This is a genomic window from Colwellia aquaemaris, assembly GCF_057548755.1.
Genome location: NZ_BAAJLV010000001.1, coordinates 323132 through 345183, shown reverse-complemented (window position 1 = coordinate 345183; position 22052 = coordinate 323132). Strand labels below are relative to the sequence as shown.

Sequence of the window (22052 nt, the reverse complement as noted above, 5' to 3'; positions counted from 1 at the left end):
AACTCACGTTAGTCTACCCTGCTTTTATTGCTTTATTTAGCAAGGCAATAATTTCCCGTTCATTATATAAGTCAGCTATTTTTTCTTGAAATAAACTTAGTGCTTTTGCATTTGGAAAACTGTAATAATGACCTTGCCCACGCTGAACCCTAGTTTTTAATCTACCATTTTCGGCAATATTTTCCAGTGCCTGAGTAATAAGCGAGCAACCATCAAAATATAAAGTCAATACATGCCACAAATATGATTTATCAGCTTGTACATTAGTACGTGAAGTGGCAACAATACGCCCAGTATCAATCAAATTATCGTCAATAAAGTGTAATGTTGTACCTAGGCTTTTTTCGCCATTTAACATTGCCCAGAATGTAGCCATAACCCCACGAAATTCTGGCAATATACCAGAATGAAGATTCAAAACTCCGTAACGCGCAATATCAATAACCGGTTGTTTCAATATCACACCATAACGAACAGAAATAATAATATCGGGTGACAGCTCAGTAAGCCTCGCTAGGCCAATTGGGCTATTGATCTCATTTAAAAGTGAGACATCAATGCCATAGAATTTTGCTATTTCATGGTAATTTCGAAACTTTTCTAGATCTTTCGGCTGATGTTCATCACCTAAAGTACTTTGCTCTAAACATTGATAAATTGTCTTTTGTTCAAATTTGGCTAACTCTTGTAACGCTCTAGGTTGAGTATTTTTACCACCAACTTTGCTCGACAAAAATACCGATACCTGATGTGCGCTAAGTTTAGGCATCAATAAATTTAGCGCTAAATTACTCGCGATATCATTATTTAATAATAAAACAATGTTCACTAAAACACCTATAACTGCATGTATTGCTTCACTTTAACCGACTAGGCTCAAAGGTCGAGTAGCGGGGTAAATCGGCATCTAAATCTTCCCAGTTTGCTTTAGAGTCAATAAAGTTATGTGACATTGGCCGTTCAGATAAATCAGAATCAAAAATTCCTAATCTTACGCGAACTCTACTTTGGTCTTCTTCATTACTGCTATAAACAGGGCTGCCACAATTTTTGCAAAAATGCCTTGTTCGACCTGGCTTAAAAGAGAATTGACTTAACAGCGCTTCACCTTGCTCAACAATAAAATTGTCACGGTTTACAAAACCATTTGTCGCATAAGCAGTGCCTGAATTTTTTCGACATAACGAACAATGGCAATGGATAATATCACTGATATTGCCTGTTACCGTTATTTTCACTTGCCCACACAAACATTTTCCTGAATACATTCACTTTCCTTTCTTTAATTGTTATTTGCTCTTCAAACGATTATGCCAACTGCTTAACCATATAATATTTACAGCCGGTTTTTGGGTAGTTTTCTTGCGTCCACTGCACTTGATAACCATGCTTTTTGTAAAATGGCATGGCTTGAAAGTTTAAGGTATCTAGTAACGCTTTATTGCAGCCGCGTGCCTGCGCTGCCATTTCAATTTTTTGCAAAAGCTTACTGCCCACTTGTTGGCCTCGTAATACCTCACTGACCCATAAAGTATTAATCATCAACCAATCACCAAACGTTCGACCAGCGGCGCCGGCAATAATTTCGCCATTTTCATCAGCTAATTTCACTGCAATGGCTTTACGTTCACTGACTTCCCAGCGAGCCCAATTAAATTCCGCTATTTTAGCATCTAAAAATGACACGAGTTCGGAATCAAAGGTATCAATAACTTCGATTTTCAAAATATTCCTAATTATACTCTAGCCTCAGTATTATTTGATGAGTGTACCGTGTTTTTTGATTTATTGAACGATCAAATTACTAGCAATAAAAAACCCGGATAATCCGGGTTTTATTTAGTTAACTAATCTAGAACAAGTTACTTTTCGAAATAAAATTTCTTACGCTTGTTATCATAGTTACCCACTTCATCCATAGTTTCTGCATCGTATAAGCGACCATTGACCATGGTATAAACAACTCTATCTGATAATCGAATATCTTGGCTAACATCACCATCAACAACAAGAATATCGGCTAACTTGCCAACCGTTAACGAACCTAATTGGCTATCTAAACCTAAAGTTTTAGCAGGCGACATAGTTGCGGTACGAATAGCATTAAGTGGTGACATACCGCCTTGCGCCATCATCCACATTTCCCAGTGCATAGCTAAACCTTCACGCTGGCCATGACCTCCAGAGTTAACTTCAACACCTAAGTCTTGCATTTCTTTTGCAACTTTTGCCACGTTAATGTGGTTGTAATGATGGTGTGGTGCTTTAGTACGGCGCATTGAACGTGGGTCTAAAAACTCACTAGGTACATACTGGCTTAAACGCGGGTGCTTCCATACATCAGTTGTATCGTACCAAAAGTGCTCTCCTGAAATTCCGCCATAGGCAACACCCATAGTTGGTGTGTAAGCCATTTCTGATTGCGACCATAACTGTCTAATATCGTCATAAATTTTCGCCGTCGAAATCGAATGTTCTAAGGTTGTATGGCCATCGACTATCATAGACAGGTTGTGCTGTAATAATGATCCGCCTTCTGGCACCACCATAATTTCTGCTTCACGTGCCGCTTGTACCATTTGTTGGCGTTGGTTACGACGAGGTTGGTTGTAACTCTTAACACTAAATACACCAGCTTTTTTCAAACGCTCGATATGGAACTTAGCGTCATCTAAGCTATCCACATGTGAGGTATAACCAGCAACCGTTGCACCATATAAAATACTACCAGTTGAAAACAAACGTGGGGCAACTATATCTCCGGCTTTTTGCATTTCACTGGCGGCAAAAAATTCGGTTGTGTCATTTGAAGGATCATGAACCGTTGTTACGCCCAATGCTAAACCTGCATAGTTTTTCCAGTTTTGCTGTGGAATAATCTCATAACTACCTTGCGGGCCATGTGCATGTGCATCAATTAAGCCTGGCATAACGGATTTACCCGTGGCATCAATAATTTTTGCATCAGCAGGCACATCAACTTGGCCTTGTTTGCCAACAGCAATAATTTTATTGCCCTCAACCACAACTACACCATTGTCTATTACTTGCTCGCCTTCCATAGTGATAACTTTACCACCAACGAAAGCAACACGACCCGACGGCTTATCGGCCTTTTCTTTGTAACCTAAATAAGTTTTAACTGGTTCTTGTGACTTGTTATCCACCTTTTCTGCTTCAGATATATCAAATAAACCACTTACGCTGGCTTGGTATAGATCTGGGCCTAAGCTCCAATACAACTCGTTTGATTTACCATTCCAATTAATACTTTCTCCCGCGCGCATTGACAGTTTTTTCACTGGCAAGTTTTTCGCTTTCGGGCCGATATCAATCACTTGGCCTCGTTCAACAAATGGTGTAACAAACACTTTAAAACGTTCAGCAAAAGCTAAATATTTACCATCTGGCGAGACTTTATATTCAGTGGCAAATTTACCTTGATAGATAGCTTGCTCTTGTTCGGCATTAGCAGAACGGTTCAAGTTAACTTTTACTAGCTGAGGCTTGTCGCCATCACGTAATAGATAAATTCGGTCATTATGGCTGCCAAAGTGAGGGAGTGAACCAGATTCGGTGATAAGTTTAGGAGTACCTCCTTTTACACTCATCGTATAAATACCTGGGTTTAATCCCCACGTAGGGTCAGTAATGTAACCACCTGAAACTTTACGAAATACTATTGTTTTGCCATCAGGTGAAAAGCTTGGTTCAATATACTTGCCCGGCTCTTTAGTAAGCACTTTACTTTTACCGCCACGGGCTGAAACAATACGAATTTCGCCAAGTTTGTTGTCGTTCCATGTGCTGTAAACAATGTATTTGCCATCACGAGAAAAACTCGGATTTAACTCAAAATGAGATTTTTGTTTAGTCAAGCGCTTAGCTTTGCCCTTCGCTTTACCGTTGGCAATATTGCGAGTGTATATATGCCCCATAGACTCATAAACCACTTGGCGACCATTCGGTGAAATTTCTACATCACGCAACATTTTCACGTCAAAATTGTCTTGGTCAACATCTTGTTGAAAACGTAACGCTGTTTGAATTTTCTTTTCAGTTTTTACATGGAAAGGGATCACTGAACTTTGCTTGCTTGCAAGATCTAACTTATTAATCTGCCCGCCTGACCAAAACACCATGCCTTCACTATTGGGCAACCACGCCATATTCGGATATACACCATGAATAGCCCAAGTCTCTTGCATATCGCGGTCTAAGCCTTCAAAAATCAGGCTCTCTTTACCGCTTTTTAGGTCGTACAAATACAGGTTTGACTGAAAGTCATCACGGCTAATGTAGGCTAAATACTTCCCATCTGGCGACGGTACTGGCCTAATTGCACCACCTTTACCAGAAACTATAACTTTAATTTCACCTGTGGCTAAATCAAGGCGCTTAATTTTATATATACCCTTTTCCGAGTCTTTACTGTAGTGGAACGTTTTACCCGGTGTTGCATCTTGAGAAAAGTAAACATATTTACCATCAGGAGAAAACGCTGGCTCACCTAAATCTTTTTGCTGATTTGGGCGCTTCGTTAGCATGACACCATTGCCACCGGTTTTATGGTACATCCACACTTCACCCGCACCTAAAGAACGAGAGCCGGTAAAATGTTTACGACCAACAATGTAGTTGCCATCAGGCGACCACGCAGGACTATTTAATAAACGAAATGTTTCAGAACTTACCGCTTTTCCTTCGCTACCATCGGCTTTCATGATCCAAAGGTTATCACCACCATCTTCATCAGATGTGAACGCTATATGTTTACCATCAGGGCTAAAACGTGGTTGCATTTGCCATGCAATATCTGTCATTAGCGCTTTTGCTTCGCCACCTTCGATCGGTAAAGTATAAATATCACCTAGCAAATCAAAAACTAATGTTTCTCCATCAGGACTTATATCAACGTTCATCCAAGTACCTTGGCGTACATCAATTTTCGCAGTAGTAAATTCTCCTTGCGGCTTGTTTACCGACCACTTTTCAGTTTTAGTTTCTTCGCTAGTTTTTTTTGCGTCATCTGCAGCAATAGCATGTTGGCCTGTTGCCAAAACAAGCGCAACACTAAGCGCAACCGAAGACATTCGAGAAGTAAATTTAGACATTATTTTAAAACCTAATTAACTGTATGAATTATTGTTATGCCTCTACTACAACACATCAGCACGGAGAATTTAAGCCTTATACGATAAATTGTATAAAATTACCGTTCAGCGCCAATTGTTAACCGACTGTAAATATAAAAATTTATTTGATGAAAACGAGCGAATAATTAGACAATTATTTATTTTTCAGTATGGTAGAACAATAACCATAATAAAAATAAGGATAGATTTATATGGAGAGATTAGCCGAAGCACAAGCTAACTTAATTGCAACTTACTCGCTTTATAATGCTGCCAGTGAAAAGCCACTGCCGGCAATCGATGCTAACGATTCTGAAACACTAAAAGCTCTGTTAGAGGTGATTCAAAATCGTGAGGCTATTGCATATGTACAAAAAGCAAAAAAATCCGTGCCTTGTGAAGTTAGTGAATTAAAAAGGCTACTTGCAGATGTCATGCTACTACTTGATGGTGTTGATATAAAAGAGATTAAAGCACAAAATAAAGTGCCGTCCGATACCGATTAACGGCGCTGTTACTTTTTACATCGAGTTAAATGTTTTGAAAAAATCTAAGTTGGGACTATTTTGCTTGATAGCCCCAACGTGGCATTATCGACTGCTCGATTGCCAAATGGTCAAGCAACCGCCCCACCATAAAATCAATTAAGTCACTAATCGACTCTGGTTGATGATAAAACCCTGGCGCTGCCGGCATAATGGTTACTCCCATTTGCGATAAAGTCAGCATATTTTGCAGATGTATCGTCGAAAACGGCGTTTCTCTCGGCACTAAGATTAATTGACCACGTTCTTTAATCACCACATCTGCAGCACGTTCAATTAAGTTATCACTCATGCCTTGACTAATCGCGGCAAGCGTTCCTGTGGAACAAGGGCAAACCACCATTTTTTTAGGTGCTGCAGAGCCAGACGCCACAGGTGAAAACCATTGCTCTTTACCAAAAACAATAATTTGCTCAGGCTTGGCTTTATAACGCTCAGTTAGAAACTTACTGGCAGCATCGGGGGAACTTGGTAATTTCAGGCCAAGTTCAGTATCAAATACCACACGCGCCGCGCTTGAGTATAAAACAAAGACCTGATAATTCGCGGCAACTAAGCATTCGAGTAACCTTAATGCATAGGCAGCCCCTGATGCTCCCGTGATTGCTAAGGTAATTTTACTATTAAAGTTTGTTTGGTTTTTAATATTAGTTGCTTGTTGCACTCGCCTGCCTTAAAAATTTATCAATGAAGAAAATGAACAATTATGTAGTCAATTCGCTTTATTATACATTAGAAAGCGCACTTAGCAGCTTTTCATGAATACCGCCAAAACCGCCATTACTCATAACCACTATGGTATCGCCCGCTTCGCTACTGGCAACAATGGCACTGACTAGTTCTTCTATATCCTGTTCAACAAAACAGGGTTGATGACAGTCCTCAATTAATGAATCGACCGACCACAGTACTTGCTCACCTTGATACACAAACACCACATCGGCATCAACTAATGACTTGGCAAGGGTATCTTTATGCACGCCTGATTTCATAGTGTTCGATCTTGGCTCGAGCACTGCGATAACACGCTTATTGCCAACATTTGCCCGCATACCTGCTAAGGTTTTACGAATAGCAGTAGGATGATGAGCAAAATCATCAAATACCCTTATTTGCTTTATTTCACCTTTGAACTCTAAGCGTCGTTTGGTATTAACAAATTCTGCTAAAGCTTCAATAGCCACCGCCGACGGAACTCCTGCATGGCGTGCTGCTGCAATTGCCATTAGTCCGTTTTCAATATTGAAGTCACCAATTAAATTCCACTTAACCCTTCCTTGAATTTCCCCTTGAAATGAAACTTGATATTCGCTGCCATCTACTTGTTGTTTTTCAGCATGCCAACCTAGGTTTCGCTCTGTATCCGAAACACTAAACTCAGTCGGTGTCCAACAGCCCATCTGTAAAGTTTCAGCAATTGCTTGCTCATTTTTCGGTGATAAAACTAAGCCATTATTAGGCACCATACGAATAAGGTGGTGAAACTGTCGCTGAATATCACTGATATCATTAAATATATCAGCGTGATCAAATTCCATATTGTTAATCACTAATGTGTTTGGTCGGTAATGCACAAACTTAGAGCGTTTATCAAAAAACGCTGTGTCATACTCATCCGCTTCAATAACAAAAAATGGTGCGGCACCTAAACGGGCGGAACAGTCAAAATTTTGTGGCACACCACCAATTAAAAAACCTGGCTTCATACCGGCATATTCTAAAATCCAAGTCAGCATAGAACTGGTGGTTGTTTTACCATGTGTTCCCGATATTGCCAGAACCCAGCGATCTTTTAAGACATTTTCCAATAGCCACTGTGGACCAGAGGTATACGCTATTTTACGGCTTAATACATATTCAACCATAGGGTTACCACGCGCCATGGCATTACCAACAATCACCAAATCCGGTTCATCATCTAAATGCTCAACTAAATAACCCTGCTTAAGTTCAATACCAAGCTGCTCTAATTGCGTGCTCATTGGTGGATACACATTGGCATCACAGCCAGAAACCCGAAAACCCATTTGCTTGGCAATAGCGGCAATGCCACCCATGAAAGTGCCGCAAATACCTAATATATGAAGATGCATAAGAACCTTATTAATTGATAATGATACTAATCGCCGTCAATAAACGTTTTGCTATCAAAACAAATCAGGCCAATTGTTTGGTTTGCACTAACAGGCGCTAGTGTAATTCCAATTTAGAAATTATGCCCCCAATATACCTTAATCTGGTAAAAATACATATTGCAAAATTGCCGCTTTTTGCTCACTATCAATGCCGTTGGCCAGATGCAATATTTAAGGGAATTCATGACGAAAGCAAGACTGCAAAATATCAATATATATCCGATAAAATCCACTTCAGGTATTGAACTATCATCCAGTTGGGTAGAGGAACTTGGCTTAGCTTTTGACCGTAGATTTGTTGTGGCAAGCTTAAATGGCGAATTTTTTACCGCTCGTACTGAGCCGACATTATGCCTAATCCAAGCAAATTTAACCGCTTCAGGCCTAGTACTCACAGCACCTGACATGCCAGCCTTAGTCATTGATTACCAAAAACTAACTAGCAATTACACCAATGTTTTAGTTTGGAAAGATAATATAAATGCCCAACAATGCAATAGCGATATTAACGCTTGGCTCACGCAGTATCTGCAAAAACCTTGTCAGCTATTATTTTTTGGTAAAGATTCACAACGCTTTGTCAAAAACAGAAACACGCAAGTAGGCTTTGCCGACGGCTACCCACTTTTATTAATTTCTCAAGCTTCTTTAGACCAGCTTAATAGCCAAATAAAAACCGACGAAACCACAATAGCGATGGCACAATTTAGGCCAAACATTGTTGTTAATGGTTGTGGCGCCTTTGCAGAAGACTCATGGCAGCACATTCGCATAGGTGAAGTGGAATTTGAAATTACCAAACCTTGTACACGTTGCATATTCACAACTATTGACCCCGATACAGGCGAAAAACATCGCCAACAAGAACCATTAAAAACCTTAAAAAGTTATCGCCAACTCGAAAATGGTGACGTTATTTTCGGGCAAAATTTGGTGCCCTTAAATCAAGGACAAATAAAACAGGGTGATAGTATTGAAGTACTCAAAACACAATCTCCGCCAGTGCTTAGAAAACCAACTACGAGCAGCAATAAGCTACAGGCCAGTGAAAACCGAGAATCGGCCAGTTCAGCACTCACTAAAACGCCTAGCATTTCTTTTAATAGCTTTAATAAAACGTTTCAGGGTAACAATCAGCAAAGTTTATTAGAGCAAGGGGAAAATGCCGGTTTGATGCTGCCATACTCTTGTCGTGCCGGAATGTGTGGGCGATGCAAAGTACAATTAATATCAGGCGAGGTTCGCCAGCACTGCCAAGATGGTTTATCTGACGAAGAACAAAGCCAAGGCTACATTTTAAGCTGCAGCAGCACACCATTGACCGACGTAGCAATTGAACACCCGGTAAGAAAACGCCGAGCAATAAGCCAAAATTAAACCATTGATTAGGAACACCATGAAGTTAAACTGTGATTTAGGGGAATTTAAAAGCAATAATGATGCTGACATTATGCCCTATATTGATATGGCCAATATTGCCTGCGGTTTTCATGGCTCAGAGCCATTGACCATAAAAAAAACCATACAACTTGCTGTTAAGCATCAAGTCATCATTGGTGCTCATCCAAGTTACCCTGATATTGAAAACTTCGGTCGCCAATCCATGGTTCTGCCATCTGAAGAGTTAATCGCCATTATTCAATATCAAATTGGCGCTTTACAAGCATTGTGTCATGCCGAAGATGCGGATGTAGAATACGTGAAACCACATGGCGCACTATACAATGACATGATGAAAAACAGTGAGATATTTACCATCATCTGTCGTGCAATAGCTCAGTTAAATAACAACAGTAAGCAACCATTAGCACTAATGATTCAAGCAATAAAAGATAGCTCAGCCTTTGAGACAATAGCTAAAGCGCAAGGTATTAAATTATATTTTGAAGCTTTTGCCGATCGTGCCTATCAAGATAATGGCTTGCTGGTGCCACGTAGTGAACCAAATGCCGTGTTAAGCGATAACCAAACCGTAATAGCACGCTGTACTAAACTCATTAATAACGAACCACTACTGAGTATCAATCAGCAGCCTATTGAGTTTCACCTCGATGCTTTATGCGTGCATGGCGATACGCCAAATGCCCTAGCTATGTTAAAAGCATTGCGCCAAACCATAACTAATAATGCTAAATAGCGTTACAAAGAAATTTATACCATGAAGCTTGTAAATAATCAGCCAAGCGCTGTTGATTTCAATATCGAGCTAGTTGCAGAAAACGCCTTGTTATTAAGTTGGCAACCGCAAGTTTCAAGTGCGCAACACCACAACATCATCACACTACAAGCTGAACTTAAAGACAAATTACCAGAGCTAATACTAGAATCGGTAGCTAGCTATCATTGTTTGATGATTTACTACCCATTTCAGCACATTGCAGCGCAAACCTTGATTGAGTACATTCTTGCCATTGCCAGCCAACAAAACGACAAAGGGCAAGCAGCGCCTACTGCAGGTACTATTCGTATTCCTGTCTATTATGATATCGAACAACAATGGGACTTAAATCATGTTGCAACAAGTTGCCAACTCAGCACAGAACAGGTCATAAAACTTCATAGTTCAACGGTTTATCGTAGTTATGCTTTAGGTTTTACACCTGGTTTTTGTTACTTAGCAAGCTTGCCTAAAGCTATTGTAATGCCTCGTAAAGCATCGCCACGCATCAAAGTACCAAAGGGGGCAGTTGCTATTGCCGAGCAGCAAACTGCGGTTTATCCTAATGAAAGTCCAGGTGGTTGGCATATTATTGGCCAAACACCACTACCTATGTATCATTCAGTAAATGGGCAATTCGCCGCAACGATTAACGTTGGGCAAAGTGTACAGTTTTATCGTATTTCAAAAGCACAATTTATAACCATGCAGCAGGAGTTACAGCATGGCTGAACCTTGTTTAGAGATTATTGCCATAAATGGTCGTGCAAGTCTTCAAGATCTTGGCCGAACCTATAGCCAACACTTAGGTGTTAGTGGCAGTGGCGCTGCAGATGAATATGCCTTTCTTTACGCCAACAAGCTATTGGGTAACAAATATTATAAGGTTTCAAATGGCAGCACTGAAATACAGCAAGCTTGTGCCGCACTTGAAATCACCCTAGGACAAATCAGTTTTAAAGCGCATGCAAATTGCATCATCGCTATTTCCGGCGCAGATTGCCAAGCACAAATTAACCATAAAGCCATTGAAAATTGGCAAAGTTACAAATTGTCAGCCAATGACATCCTTACTTTTTCAATGCCAAAATCAGGCTTACATAGCTATTTAGCCATTAAAGGCGGGGTAAAGTTACACCCTCAGCAACAGCAATGGCTTGGCAGTTATTCACAAACAATCAATGAACTGGCATTAGCCTATTGTGGTGCACTTTTATCATCGGGCAGTAAAATCTATTTTTCTTCTGCGCAAATTAAAGCCGATGATTTTGAGCAAACAAAGCACGACTCAAATAAACTTGAACAATTTTATGCCAAGCAAACCTTAACACTGCGTTTTATAGCCAGTAATGTATTTTTAAATATGACAAAGCAAAAGCAACAAGAGTTTTGCTCCTGCAAATACAGCATTGCCGCTAGTAGTAATCGTATGGGTTATCGGCTAGCGCCAAAAGTTAAGCATTTAGCAGTAGCTGAAAAAATACTAGCCGACGAGTTACGTCAACAGTGCTTACTTTCACAACCAGTTAATTACGGCACGATTCAATTGCCAGCCAACGAAGAGCCCATAGTTCTAATGAAAGAAAGGCAAACTATGGGTGGTTATCCAGTATTAGGTACAGTGATACAAACCGATTTATTTCGCTTAAGCCAAATGCGCCCTGGCCAATCCGTTAACTTTGTCACCATTAATTACCAACAAGCACAACAACAATTGCACGCATTCTTTGAAAAGTTTTAAAAAAGAAAATTTCATCATCTAAAATATGCCTCTATACCGTTAACACTTAACTACCGTTTGTTTACAAATTAACGATATTTTTAAAGTACGAACAATACAATTTTCGAAGAGTTCCCTGAAAAATGCACTCATTTATTGTTCCAGATCAGCTTTGCGACACTAATCATGAATTTTTCGCTTTTTATCATTCTCATTCGACCAGAGTAGTGCTAATTTTACCGTCATTAAAAGTTACTCGTTTTTTAAACAGGTTAAATATCGAGCCAAGTAATGGCCAATGTGTAAAATGGTGCAACCAAAACAAAAAGCGAAATGTAACGATATGTAATTAAATAAAAATTTTGTTTGTTATGACAAATTATAATTATTAAAAACTGCCTTAAACAAGCTGGAATTTTGACTAAAGTATTACTACAGTTGATTAAAAAATAAACTCTCTCAAGTTTAAAACATTAAGGTTTGATATTATGAACACTAACATAAAATACACTACTCTAGCTTTACTTTCAGCTTCTCTATTAAGTGTACCATTAGCATTTGCCGAAGAAACTTCTGTTGCATCAGGTGTTAAAAAAGCACTTTCAGATAGTACAGTTAAACTAAACTTCCGTGCTCGTTACGAAGGCGTTGATGAAGACAATGCTTTAGATAATGCAAGTGCATTAACATTAAAAAGCCGCATCACAGTAAACACAGGTAGCTTTGAAGGTTTTTCTGCTGGCGTTGAAGTTGATAACGTGACAGACATTATCGATAACTACAACAGTACCACTAATGGTGAAGATGAATATTCAAAAGTTGTTGACCCTACAGGTACTGATGTAAACCAATTTTTCTTAAAGTACACAGCTGACAATTTTTCAGCAACTGCTGGTCGTCAACGCATTTTACACAACAACCAACGTTTTGTTGGCGGTGTAGGTTGGAGACAAAACGAGCAAACTTACGACGGTTACCGTTTCCAAGTTAATCCAGCGAATGGTTTCTCTGCAGATTATAGCTATATATACAATGTAAACCGTATTTTTGGCCCTGACAGCCCTGCGGCTGATTTACACGGTCAATTCCATTTATTAAATACTGGCTACAAAATTAATAAAGAGCATAAAATCAACGCTTATGCATACTTACTTGATTTTGATACTGCGGCGGGGTTATCTACTGACACATACGGCGTAAGCTACAAAGGTAAATTTGGTCCAGTAATGGTTAATGCTGCCTACGCAACACAAAGTGAAGCGGGCGACAATGCTGCTGACTTTAGTGCCGATTACTACAACTTTGAATTAGGCACAAAAGTAAGCTCAGTAACATTATTAGCCGGTATAGAATCTTTAGGTAGCGATAACGGTGTAGCGTTCTCAACGCCTTTAGCAACATTACACAAGTTCCAAGGTTTTGCCGATAAATTCTTAACTACTGATAAAGACGGTATTGAAGATATTTACGTTACCGCTAAAACAAAAGTAAACGGCATTAAGCTTTCTGCCACTTACCATGACTTGTCTTCAGATGTTAACAACAGAGATTACGGTACAGAAATTGATGTTGCAGCAGCTTATGCATTTAACAAAAACTACAGTGTTTTAGTTAAGTTAGCTAGCTTCAGCTCAGATGATTCAAAATATATAGACACTGATAAACTTTGGGTACAAGTTGCTGCTAAATTCTAAAAAGAATTTGCCATAACTTAATTGCTAGAAAAGTTATTAAAAGGGCTTAAACATTTGTTTAAGCCCTTTTTTATGTACAGGATGTAGGTATGTCGCGATCACATGGATGTGAAAGAGCGTGTATATACAGGCCTCTCTCAGACTTCCTATCTTTCGAGGCATTAGTGCATCCGTGCACGTCGAAGTACCGTATGTCGCTGTCACTAGGGTGTGAACGAGTGACGATAGCTGCTACATTTCAATCTCAAGCTTGTTAAGAGCAAGTTTAGGGGTAGATTGGCTAGACATAAAAGACTAGAATAGCGCCCGCTTTTAGTTCTAGCTCGGCGCAGGTATTTTTTTGTTATTAATGATCGACAATTACGACTCTTTTACTTTTAACTTAGTGCATTATTTCCAAGCACTGGGCCAAGAGGTCGTGGTAAAGAGAAATGATGAAATTAGCCTAGAGCAAATTACCACATTAGCACCGCAAATTATTGTCATATCTCCCGGACCATGTGACCCTGATGCTGCGGGTATTTCCTTAGCAATTATTGACAAGTTTAAAGGCAAAATTCCTATTTTAGGCGTTTGTCTTGGTCATCAATGTATTGCCCAACATTTTGGCGCAAAAGTCATAAAAGCCAAAAAAGTTATGCATGGTAAAACCAGTGCTATTAGTCACAATGAGCAAGGGCTATTTAAAGCTTTAGCCCAACCATTAACGGTTACCCGTTATCATTCCTTAGTCGTCGATAAAAATACATTACCTGATGAACTTGAAGTGAGTGCTTGGTTAGGTAAAGGGCAACATTTGGAAATAATGGCGTTACATCATAAAAGCTTAGCCATTGCCAGTGTGCAATTTCATCCCGAATCAGTACTAACTGAACAAGGCCATCAATTATTGCAAAACTTTATTGACCAATACTGCAATCAAATAGATGATAATATTAATGAAATTAATTAACTGGTCGATAACCAAATTAGCCACTAAATAACAGTACACCTATAATTAAGTTCTGATGCAGATATTTGAAGATAATAAACTCGTTGCTCCAATTTACAGTCGCGCTATTAGCCTTGCGATTAGTAAAGACTTTGCCCAACTAAAAAACGGCAAAGTGCGAGTAGCTAAGCATCAAGACAGCGAACAACTAAACCGTCGCCGCGAATTATTGGCCGTTGAAGAAGAAGCTAAAAAAAATAAAATTATTCAAGCACATGGCCAAGAGCATTTTAAAGCTCAGGTAATGAATAGATTTTTTAATAAAGTATCGACACAAGTTAATAAAGAATTTGATAACAAAGAACACCTTTATAGTAATATCTTAAAAATTGAGGATGCTGCACCTTCTATCATGGAAATACTGGCAGTAAAAGCCGCTTCAATTAATCGCATCACCCCACTGGCAAAAGCCTTACCTTGGCTATGTACAGAATTAATTAACCTAGTTAATAAACCACAATATCGAAAACGTTCGGATGTACAGGTTACTGAACCAAACTTGGCATTGAGTTATGTTGGCTTAGACAACCTTAAACTGGTGATGCCAACCTTTATGTTAAAACATTGGCTACCAATAAGTACCGCTCCTTACCCGCTAATGAAACGGAAATTATGGAACGATAGTTTGTCTATTGCCCTAGCGTCTCAACGTTTAGCGAAAGAACAGGGACTTGATGAATTTACTGCATTTACTGCCGGCATGCTTAGTAACTTAGGACTACTGGCTGTCACACGTGGATTTTTAAATACCTATAATGAGCTATACAATGAAGAACTGCGTAGCGCATATGAAAACAAAGATAAAAGACTACACGATGTACTAGTGGAGCTTGATGTCTCGCCAGAATTATTACTAGAACAACTTATTCAACGCAGTAGTAAAGTGGCCGCCGATATGGTGGAGCTGATGCGCTTTGATCGCTTACAAATCACCGAAGCACTTTTTGACCTTGCCTACGCCATAAATATTAACCATATGTGCCCAATTGCAAAATTAGTGACGAAAGCAAAGGCCTACATCGCTTTTAGAAGCTTGGCAAAAGAAGATTTAATCAGCCCCGAAGAAGCCAAAATATTACTCACGGCAGGGCAATTAAGCACGAGTGACATCGCATTATTAAAGAAAAGTGATATTGACCATATTAAATTGAGTTTTAATTAAAATTATTTTTGATTAATTATGAAACATTATCAACAATTCTAATTCTCTTCAGTTGACTTAACGCACTAGTACACCACTTCACACAAGCAAAATCATCTCAAACATAGTTATGCACTAATTCTGAATAAAAACGGTTAAGCCTTTATTTTATAAGGCTTACAGCCTGATTAGGCAAGACAATGCTGGTTTTTTCTGTCATAATCTCTGTCTATTTTTTGATTAGTAGTCACTTTTAAACAGTAATACTAGTTAATTCATTTAATTTTGTTCACTTTATTTGAGCGAAATTAATATACATATATTGATTACAATATCCTAATTATGAGAGGAGTTTACAATGTCTAACCACTTCCCGGTAAATCGTGAATTATTTGATGATGTTATGGTACCAAACTATGCGCCATCTGCTGTTATCCCTGTTCGCGGACAAGGTTCTCGTGTTTGGGATCAACAAGATCGTGAATTTATCGATTTTGCTGGCGGCATTGCGGTTAACTGTTTAGGACATTGTCATCCTGCATTAGTTGGCGCATTAACTGAACAAGCCAATAAAATTTGGCACTTATCAAATGTCATGACTAACGAGCCAGCATTACGTTTAGCAAAAAAATTAACTGACAACACCTTTGCTGATCAAGTTTATTTCGCCAACTCTGGTGCAGAATCAAACGAAGCAGCACTTAAGTTAGCACGTCGTTGGGCATTAGATAACCACGGCGCAGATAAATCGCAAATCATTGCCTTTAAACAAGGTTTTCACGGTCGTACATTTTTCACAGTAACCGTAGGCGGTCAAGCAGCTTACTCTGACGGTTTCGGCCCTAAGCCTGGCGATATCGTTCACGCTGAATACAACAATTTAGAAAGCGTTAAAGCACTAATTTCTGACAAAACTTGTGCTGTTGTAATGGAGCCATTACAAGGTGAAGGCGGTATTGTTTCACCAACAGATGAATTTGCTCAAGGTGTTCGCGAACTTTGTAACGAACATAACGCACTATTAATTTTTGATGAAGTGCAAACAGGTGTTGGCCGTTTAGGTGAGTTATACGCATACATGGGTTTAAATGTTACTCCAGATATTTTAACTACAGCTAAAGCACTTGGTGGTGGTTTCCCTATTGGTGCGATGATTACTACTAAAGAGATTGCTAAGCACCTTAAAATTGGTACGCACGGTAGTACATACGGTGGTAACCCATTAGCGTGTGCCGTTGCTGAAGCTGCATTTGATACCGTAAACACACCAGAAGTATTAGATGGCGTAAAAGCTAAAGCGCAACTATACGTTGACGGTTTAAATGCTATCAACGCTAAATACAATGTATTTAGTGAAATCCGTGGTAAAGGTTTATTAATTGGTGCGGTATTAACCCAAGCATACCAAGGTAAAGCAAAAGACTTTTTAAATGCTGCAATGGCTGAAGGCGTAATGACGCTAGTTGCTGGCGCAAATATTGTACGTTTTGCTCCTTCTTTGGTTATTCCAAATGAAGATATCACCGAAGGTTTAGCACGTTTTGAAAAAGCCGTTGCTAAGTTAGCTAAGTAAAACACCTATTATTAAAGCGACTAAATATCTTTACATGCAAGGTGTTTAGTCGTCTCATTGAGAGTTTTCTATGATTATTATACGCCCTATACAAAATAGTGATTACGATGCCCTTCATCGCATTGCTGTTGAGTCAGGACACGGTTTTACATCACTGCCGGTCAACGAAGAATTGTTGAGAAAACGTATTTCTCACGCGGAAGTATCTTTTCAAAGTACAGTAACAGAGCCTGGTAATGAAGGTTACTTGTTCGTAATGGAAGATACCGAAACAGGAAAAGTCGTTGGTACCAGCGGTATTGAAGCGGCCGTCGGTTTAGACGATGCTTTTTATCATTACCATTTAGGTAAAGTGGTGCATAGCTCTCGAGAGCTTAATATTTACAATACGGTGGAAACACTATCTTTATGTAATGACTACACAGGTGCATCAGAAATTTGCACATTATTTTTAAGTGAGAGTCATCGTAAAAATAGCAATGGTCGTTTTTTATCACGTTTTCGCTTTCTATTTATGGCAGAGCATACTGAGCGCTTTTCTGAAACCGTTATTGCCGAAATGCGCGGTGTTTCAGATGAAGATGGCTCATCGCCATTTTGGAAATGGTTAGAAGAGCACTTCTTCTCTCTAGACTTTCCAACAGCCGATTACCTTACAGGTATTGGTAAAAAAGTATTTATCGCTGAATTAATGCCTAAGTACCCAATTTATGTCAATTTGCTTAGCCATGAAGCTCAGCAAGTGATTAACAAGGTACACCCGAAAACTGTGCCAGCATTAAGGTTGTTAGAAGCTGAAGGTTTTTCTCGCCGCGGTTACGTTGATATTTTTGATGGTGGCCCAACGGTAGAAACACAAACTTCATTAGTAAAAACCGTGCGTCAAAGCCAGAAGTGCCAAGTATTAATTGGCGATGTTGACAGCGATAACAAATACATTATTTGTAATAGCCAAGTTGCAAACTTCAGAGCAACACAAGCATCGGTATTATTACGTGAAACGGCTAATCAAGTAGTGTTATCACAAACCGTTGCCGATGCACTTATGGTGAATGAAGGTGACTGGGTTCGCCTAGTTGCTAACTAATACGTCTCAATAATTACTATACTCATTTGCGACAAACGCGCAGAGGAATAAAGAATGTCACACAAAATACAACTGATTAATGGCAACTGGACAACCGGTTTAGGCCATGAAATATTTTCAAAAAACCCTGCTAAAAACGAAGTTATTTGGCAAGGTAATACTGCTTCTCCTGCACAAGTAGAAGAAGCAGTATCTGCGGCACGTACAGCTTTTGAAACCTGGTCTAATATGCCAATAGAAGAGCGTATTGCCATAACAGTTAAGTTTTCTGAATTATTAGCAGAAAACAAAGAAGCGTTGGCTACTACCATTGCCCTTGAAACAGGTAAACCGCTTTGGGAAACCCGTACTGAAGTAGGTGCTATGGTTGGCAAAATTGCCATATCTGTACGTGCCAATGAGGAGCGCACAGGTACCGTGGAAAATCCTATGCCAGGTGCTAAAGCTTTTATTCGTCATAAGCCACATGGTGTGGTTGCTGTTTATGGCCCATACAATTTCCCTGGCCACTTACCTAACGGCCATATCGTTCCAGCGCTAATTGCAGGTAATACTGTCGTATTTAAGCCTAGTGAATTAACCCCTATGGTTGCTGAAGAAACCTTGAAGCTATGGCTACAAGCTGGCTTACCAGCAGGTGTAATTAACATGGTTCAAGGTGAAGTTGAAACAGGTAAAGCATTAGCAAGTCACCCACAAATTGACGGTTTATTCTTTACTGGTAGTTCAACAACTGGTCATTTATTACATGAACAATTTGGTGGCCAACCAGGCAAAATTTTAGCACTTGAAATGGGTGGCAATAACCCACTCGTTGTTAAAGATGTGTCTGATATCGATGCGGTAGTACATGACATTCTACAATCTGCGTTTATTACCACCGGCCAACGTTGTACTTGTTCTCGCCGCTTATTTATTGAAGCGGGCGAAAAGGGTGACGAAATTTTAGCGAAATTAGTTGCCAGCACAAAAGCAATTAAAATCGGTTACTTTGATGATGAAGAACAACCATTTATCGGTTCAATGATTTCTGAAAAAGCAGCACTAGGCTTAGTTGCAGCCCAACAGCAGTTGCTTGACCTTGGCGGTGAATCAATTGTTATGATGAAGCACCTTGAAGTGGGTACTGGCTTTATTTCTCCTGGTATTGTTGACGTTACAAACATCACTGACATGCCAGATGACGAGCATTTCGGGCCATTATTAAAAGTTTACCGCTACACTGATTTTGATGCCGCCATTGACGAAGCAAACAATACCTCGTTCGGTTTATCGGCAGGCTTATTAAGCGATAGCGAAGAGTTATACAACCACTTCTTCCGTCGCATCCGTGCAGGTATCGTAAACTGGAACAAGCCTATTACTGGCGCTAGCAGTGCAGCACCATTTGGTGGTATTGGCGCTAGCGGTAACCACAGAGCAAGCGCATTCTATGCAGCTGACTATTGTGCCTACCCAGTAGCATCAGTTGAAGCTGAAAAAGTTGCCTTACCTGCAACCTTAAGCCCAGGTTTATCTATTAAGTAATTATTATTGTTTAATAGCATGAAGTTTCACTGTCCAATTAAAAAAGCTGGGATACGTCCCAGCTTTTTCAAGAGTATCGATCAAATATAACCATCGTTCTGAGTGGTTATCAAACACGCTTGTCCTAAATATTTTGTAGAACTGTTATCTACTCTAAATATCCAGTTAATTAGCTTTTTTATGCCATTCAATCAAGATGAATTATCGAAAAATTTTATTTTAAGCATATAGGAATTTAACATGACTCCAGTTAAAAATTTATTTAACAATATTTGGCAAAATTACTTAGAAGTTACTCCGTCGGCTAATAAAGTACACCAGCTATTAAGCTCAGGTAGCGATTTAATTAACGACCATGTAGCTTATCGCACGTTCAATATTGCTAAAGTTAATATCGAAAAGATTTCTGCTCATTTACTTAACTTAGGCTACAAAGAATGTGGTGAATACCATTTTGAAGCTAAAAAGTTATACGCAAAGCATTTTGAGCATACAGATACTAACTTACCAAAAGTTTTTATTAGCGAATTATTAGTGGAAGAGTTTTCACCACGAGTACAAGAAATTATCAAAGGTATGGTTGCGAACATCAACGAGAATGACATCAATGTTGAGAGCTTTTTATACTCAGGTACGCACTGGCAAGTAAGCCATCAAGAATATTTAGACCTATTAGCGGAAAGTGAATATGCCGCTTGGGTTGCTGCATGGGGCTACCGTGCTAACCACTTTACCGTTAGTATTAATCACCTAGAAAACTATGATTCAATTGAATCTGTAAACGATGCAGTTAAAGCCGGTGGTTTTACACTAAATAGTGTTGGTGGCGAAATCAAAGGCGACGAAGAAGTGAAACTTGAGCAGTCATCAACTATGGCTGATCACGTTTTAGTAGAGTTTTCAGATAAAACAGTTGCAATTCCAAGCTGTTTCTACGAATTCGCCAAACGCTATCCAATGGATAACGGCGAGCTTTACACAGGTTTTGTCGCCGCGTCTGCCGACAAAATCTTTGAAAGCACAAACGCTGCGGCATAAGAACCGTTCGTTCAAAGCACCTATTAGAAAATAGGTGCTTTATTTGAACAATTCGCACTCATAATTACCTTATTGTAATTTGTCCCCTCTGAAATCCCCTCATAAATTTACACCTCTTGATTATCGCCTTAATTAAAAGGTAAAGTAGTATAATAAGTTAAATAATTAGTTGCATGGCATGGTTACCGATACCGAAGGTTACATTCATATTATTGAATACCTAACTGAACATTTAGAGCTGTTTGAAAATTGTGAAGGCAGTTCAGGCAATAGTAGTGTCATTGAAGTTATTGAAGAGGAAATGAGCGAGCAAATCATTTCCCTGTGCAATCAAAATGAAGCACTTACTTTTAATCAGCGAAATACTATCATTCGTGAAATTGACGCCATTGTGTATGACCTGCAAGAAATTCTTTCAGGTGTGGTTAACAATGCAGTTACCGAGCAACAACTAACATTCATTAAAGAGTTTTCGTTATTAATCAAAAACTTATTTGATACTGAGATTCACAGTCAGTTTTTGCTATAGAGAAAGTTCTTTATAGCAAAGTTTTCGCCGTTTAAAGATAACTTTTCCAATACCGCTAGTTTAAAGCGAGTTACCTATAGAAACAATACGCCTATGTTAACTGAAACACCCCACAACCACTTATGTAATGTCACTTTGCTAGGTAACTTAGTGAAAAAACCGGAAATACGTTACCAAGCGAATCCAGTGGTTGCTGTCGCTGAGTTAACACTGGCTACCCATAGTCGTTGGTTCGATAAAACAAGCAAAAAATTTAAAGAATGGACAAGCTATCATACCGTTAAGGTTATTGGCGAAATTGTCGAACAAAGTCTTATTCATGCAGACAAAGGTGATATTTTGCTACTGCAAGGCTACCTAATTAATAGCAAGCAGAATAATCGCGAAATCATTCACGCAAGTTATGCACAAACCTACCCTAAGGGATTTGCACAGTCACTAAATCAAATACACTTTAGTGGCACAATTACGTCAGATATAAATGTTATATTGACTGAAAATAATAAAGAGCTTGCAGAAATAACTTTAACATCAAAGCTAAATGTCTACTCAACCCTAACTCAACAACATCACACCTTTACCATCGAAAGGCCGATACATATTTGGGGTAAGCAAGCACTCAATATTGCCGAACACGGTAAAAGAAATGATCAAATAATAGTTGACGGAAAATTAAGCTATCTGAATAATAAGAATAAAAGTCAATTTATAGAAGCTCATCAAGCTATTTTACTTAGCAAACACTAAATTGCACTTAACTTGCCTTACAACTTGATTAG

Annotated in this window: 20 protein-coding genes; 14 read left to right on the top strand and 6 right to left on the bottom strand. The window is 39.1% G+C overall.

All coding sequences use genetic code 11. From position 1 onward, the window contains the following. Positions 1–13 precede the first annotated feature (13 nt). The 4 genes from AC27HL_RS01550 to AC27HL_RS01535 form a co-directional block, all read right to left on the bottom strand. Positions 14–829 (bottom strand): formyl transferase, encoded by an 816-nt coding sequence (locus AC27HL_RS01550; RefSeq protein WP_487078500.1) that lies wholly within the window; start codon positions 827–829, stop codon positions 14–16. Positions 830–857: 28 nt separating this feature from the next. Continuing rightward, the gene (locus tag AC27HL_RS01545) at positions 858–1268 is read right to left on the bottom strand and encodes a GFA family protein (protein WP_487078498.1); all 411 of its coding nucleotides are present in this window, start codon (positions 1266–1268) and stop codon (positions 858–860) included. A gap of 40 nt (positions 1269–1308) precedes the next feature. Continuing rightward, entirely contained in the window at positions 1309–1725 is a 417-nt protein-coding gene (locus AC27HL_RS01540) for a GNAT family N-acetyltransferase (RefSeq protein ID WP_487078496.1), read from the bottom strand. Between the two features lie 137 nt (positions 1726–1862). Continuing rightward, positions 1863–5114 (bottom strand): amidohydrolase family protein, encoded by a 3252-nt coding sequence (locus AC27HL_RS01535; protein WP_487078495.1) that lies wholly within the window; start codon positions 5112–5114, stop codon positions 1863–1865. A 233-nt stretch (positions 5115–5347) separates the two neighbouring features. Here AC27HL_RS01535 and AC27HL_RS01530 point away from each other — a divergent pair, with 233 nt between their 5' ends. Further along, positions 5348–5641, top strand: coding sequence for a hypothetical protein (locus AC27HL_RS01530; protein ID WP_487078493.1), 294 nt, complete (start codon positions 5348–5350; stop codon positions 5639–5641). A gap of 55 nt (positions 5642–5696) precedes the next feature. Here AC27HL_RS01530 and AC27HL_RS01525 read toward each other — a convergent pair whose 3' ends face one another. Together AC27HL_RS01525 and mpl are read right to left on the bottom strand one after the other, a co-directional pair. Continuing rightward, positions 5697–6344: a flavin prenyltransferase UbiX gene (locus AC27HL_RS01525; protein WP_487078491.1), complete on the bottom strand. Its 648-nt coding sequence runs from the start codon at positions 6342–6344 to the stop codon at positions 5697–5699. A 61-nt stretch (positions 6345–6405) separates the two neighbouring features. After that, positions 6406–7773: a UDP-N-acetylmuramate:L-alanyl-gamma-D-glutamyl-meso-diaminopimelate ligase gene (mpl, locus tag AC27HL_RS01520; RefSeq protein WP_487078489.1), complete on the bottom strand. Its 1368-nt coding sequence runs from the start codon at positions 7771–7773 to the stop codon at positions 6406–6408. 225 nt (positions 7774–7998) lie between these two features. Here mpl and AC27HL_RS01515 point away from each other — a divergent pair, with 225 nt between their 5' ends. From AC27HL_RS01515 to AC27HL_RS01455, 13 genes are all read left to right on the top strand, one after another. Beyond that, positions 7999–9192 (top strand): YcbX family protein, encoded by a 1194-nt coding sequence (locus AC27HL_RS01515; RefSeq protein ID WP_487078487.1) that lies wholly within the window; start codon positions 7999–8001, stop codon positions 9190–9192. 19 nt (positions 9193–9211) lie between these two features. Beyond that, positions 9212–9952: a 5-oxoprolinase subunit PxpA gene (locus AC27HL_RS01510; protein ID WP_487078485.1), complete on the top strand. Its 741-nt coding sequence runs from the start codon at positions 9212–9214 to the stop codon at positions 9950–9952. A gap of 21 nt (positions 9953–9973) precedes the next feature. Then, positions 9974–10705 (top strand): 5-oxoprolinase subunit PxpB, encoded by a 732-nt coding sequence (pxpB, locus tag AC27HL_RS01505; RefSeq protein WP_487078483.1) that lies wholly within the window; start codon positions 9974–9976, stop codon positions 10703–10705. Further along, positions 10698–11714 (top strand): 5-oxoprolinase subunit C family protein, encoded by a 1017-nt coding sequence (locus AC27HL_RS01500; protein WP_487078481.1) that lies wholly within the window; start codon positions 10698–10700, stop codon positions 11712–11714. The genes pxpB and AC27HL_RS01500 overlap by 8 nt, the downstream gene beginning before the upstream one ends. A 467-nt stretch (positions 11715–12181) precedes the next feature. Then, on the top strand, positions 12182–13387 hold the full coding sequence (locus AC27HL_RS01495) for an alginate export family protein (protein ID WP_487078479.1): 1206 nt from the start codon (positions 12182–12184) through the stop codon (positions 13385–13387). A gap of 340 nt (positions 13388–13727) precedes the next feature. Further along, on the top strand, positions 13728–14339 hold the full coding sequence (locus AC27HL_RS01490) for an anthranilate synthase component II (protein WP_487078477.1): 612 nt from the start codon (positions 13728–13730) through the stop codon (positions 14337–14339). 55 nt (positions 14340–14394) lie between these two features. Then, positions 14395–15540 carry an HDOD domain-containing protein gene (locus AC27HL_RS01485; RefSeq protein WP_487078475.1) on the top strand — a complete coding sequence of 382 codons (1146 nt, stop codon included), beginning with the start codon at positions 14395–14397 and terminating at the stop codon, positions 15538–15540. 337 nt (positions 15541–15877) lie between these two features. Beyond that, entirely contained in the window at positions 15878–17092 is a 1215-nt protein-coding gene (locus tag AC27HL_RS01480; RefSeq protein WP_487078473.1) for an aspartate aminotransferase family protein, read from the top strand. A 70-nt stretch (positions 17093–17162) separates the two neighbouring features. Further along, the gene (astA, locus tag AC27HL_RS01475) at positions 17163–18179 is read left to right on the top strand and encodes an arginine N-succinyltransferase (RefSeq protein ID WP_487078471.1); all 1017 of its coding nucleotides are present in this window, start codon (positions 17163–17165) and stop codon (positions 18177–18179) included. A gap of 54 nt (positions 18180–18233) precedes the next feature. Next, entirely contained in the window at positions 18234–19706 is a 1473-nt protein-coding gene (astD, locus tag AC27HL_RS01470) for a succinylglutamate-semialdehyde dehydrogenase (RefSeq protein ID WP_487078469.1), read from the top strand. 240 nt (positions 19707–19946) lie between these two features. After that, a complete protein-coding gene (locus tag AC27HL_RS01465) occupies positions 19947–20744 on the top strand; it encodes a 2-oxoadipate dioxygenase/decarboxylase family protein (protein ID WP_487078467.1) in 798 nt (265 codons plus the stop codon). Between the two features lie 178 nt (positions 20745–20922). Further along, positions 20923–21273, top strand: coding sequence for a DUF3802 family protein (locus AC27HL_RS01460; protein WP_487078465.1), 351 nt, complete (start codon positions 20923–20925; stop codon positions 21271–21273). Between the two features lie 93 nt (positions 21274–21366). Next, the gene (locus AC27HL_RS01455) at positions 21367–22020 is read left to right on the top strand and encodes a single-stranded DNA-binding protein (protein ID WP_487078463.1); all 654 of its coding nucleotides are present in this window, start codon (positions 21367–21369) and stop codon (positions 22018–22020) included. Positions 22021–22052 lie beyond the last annotated feature (32 nt).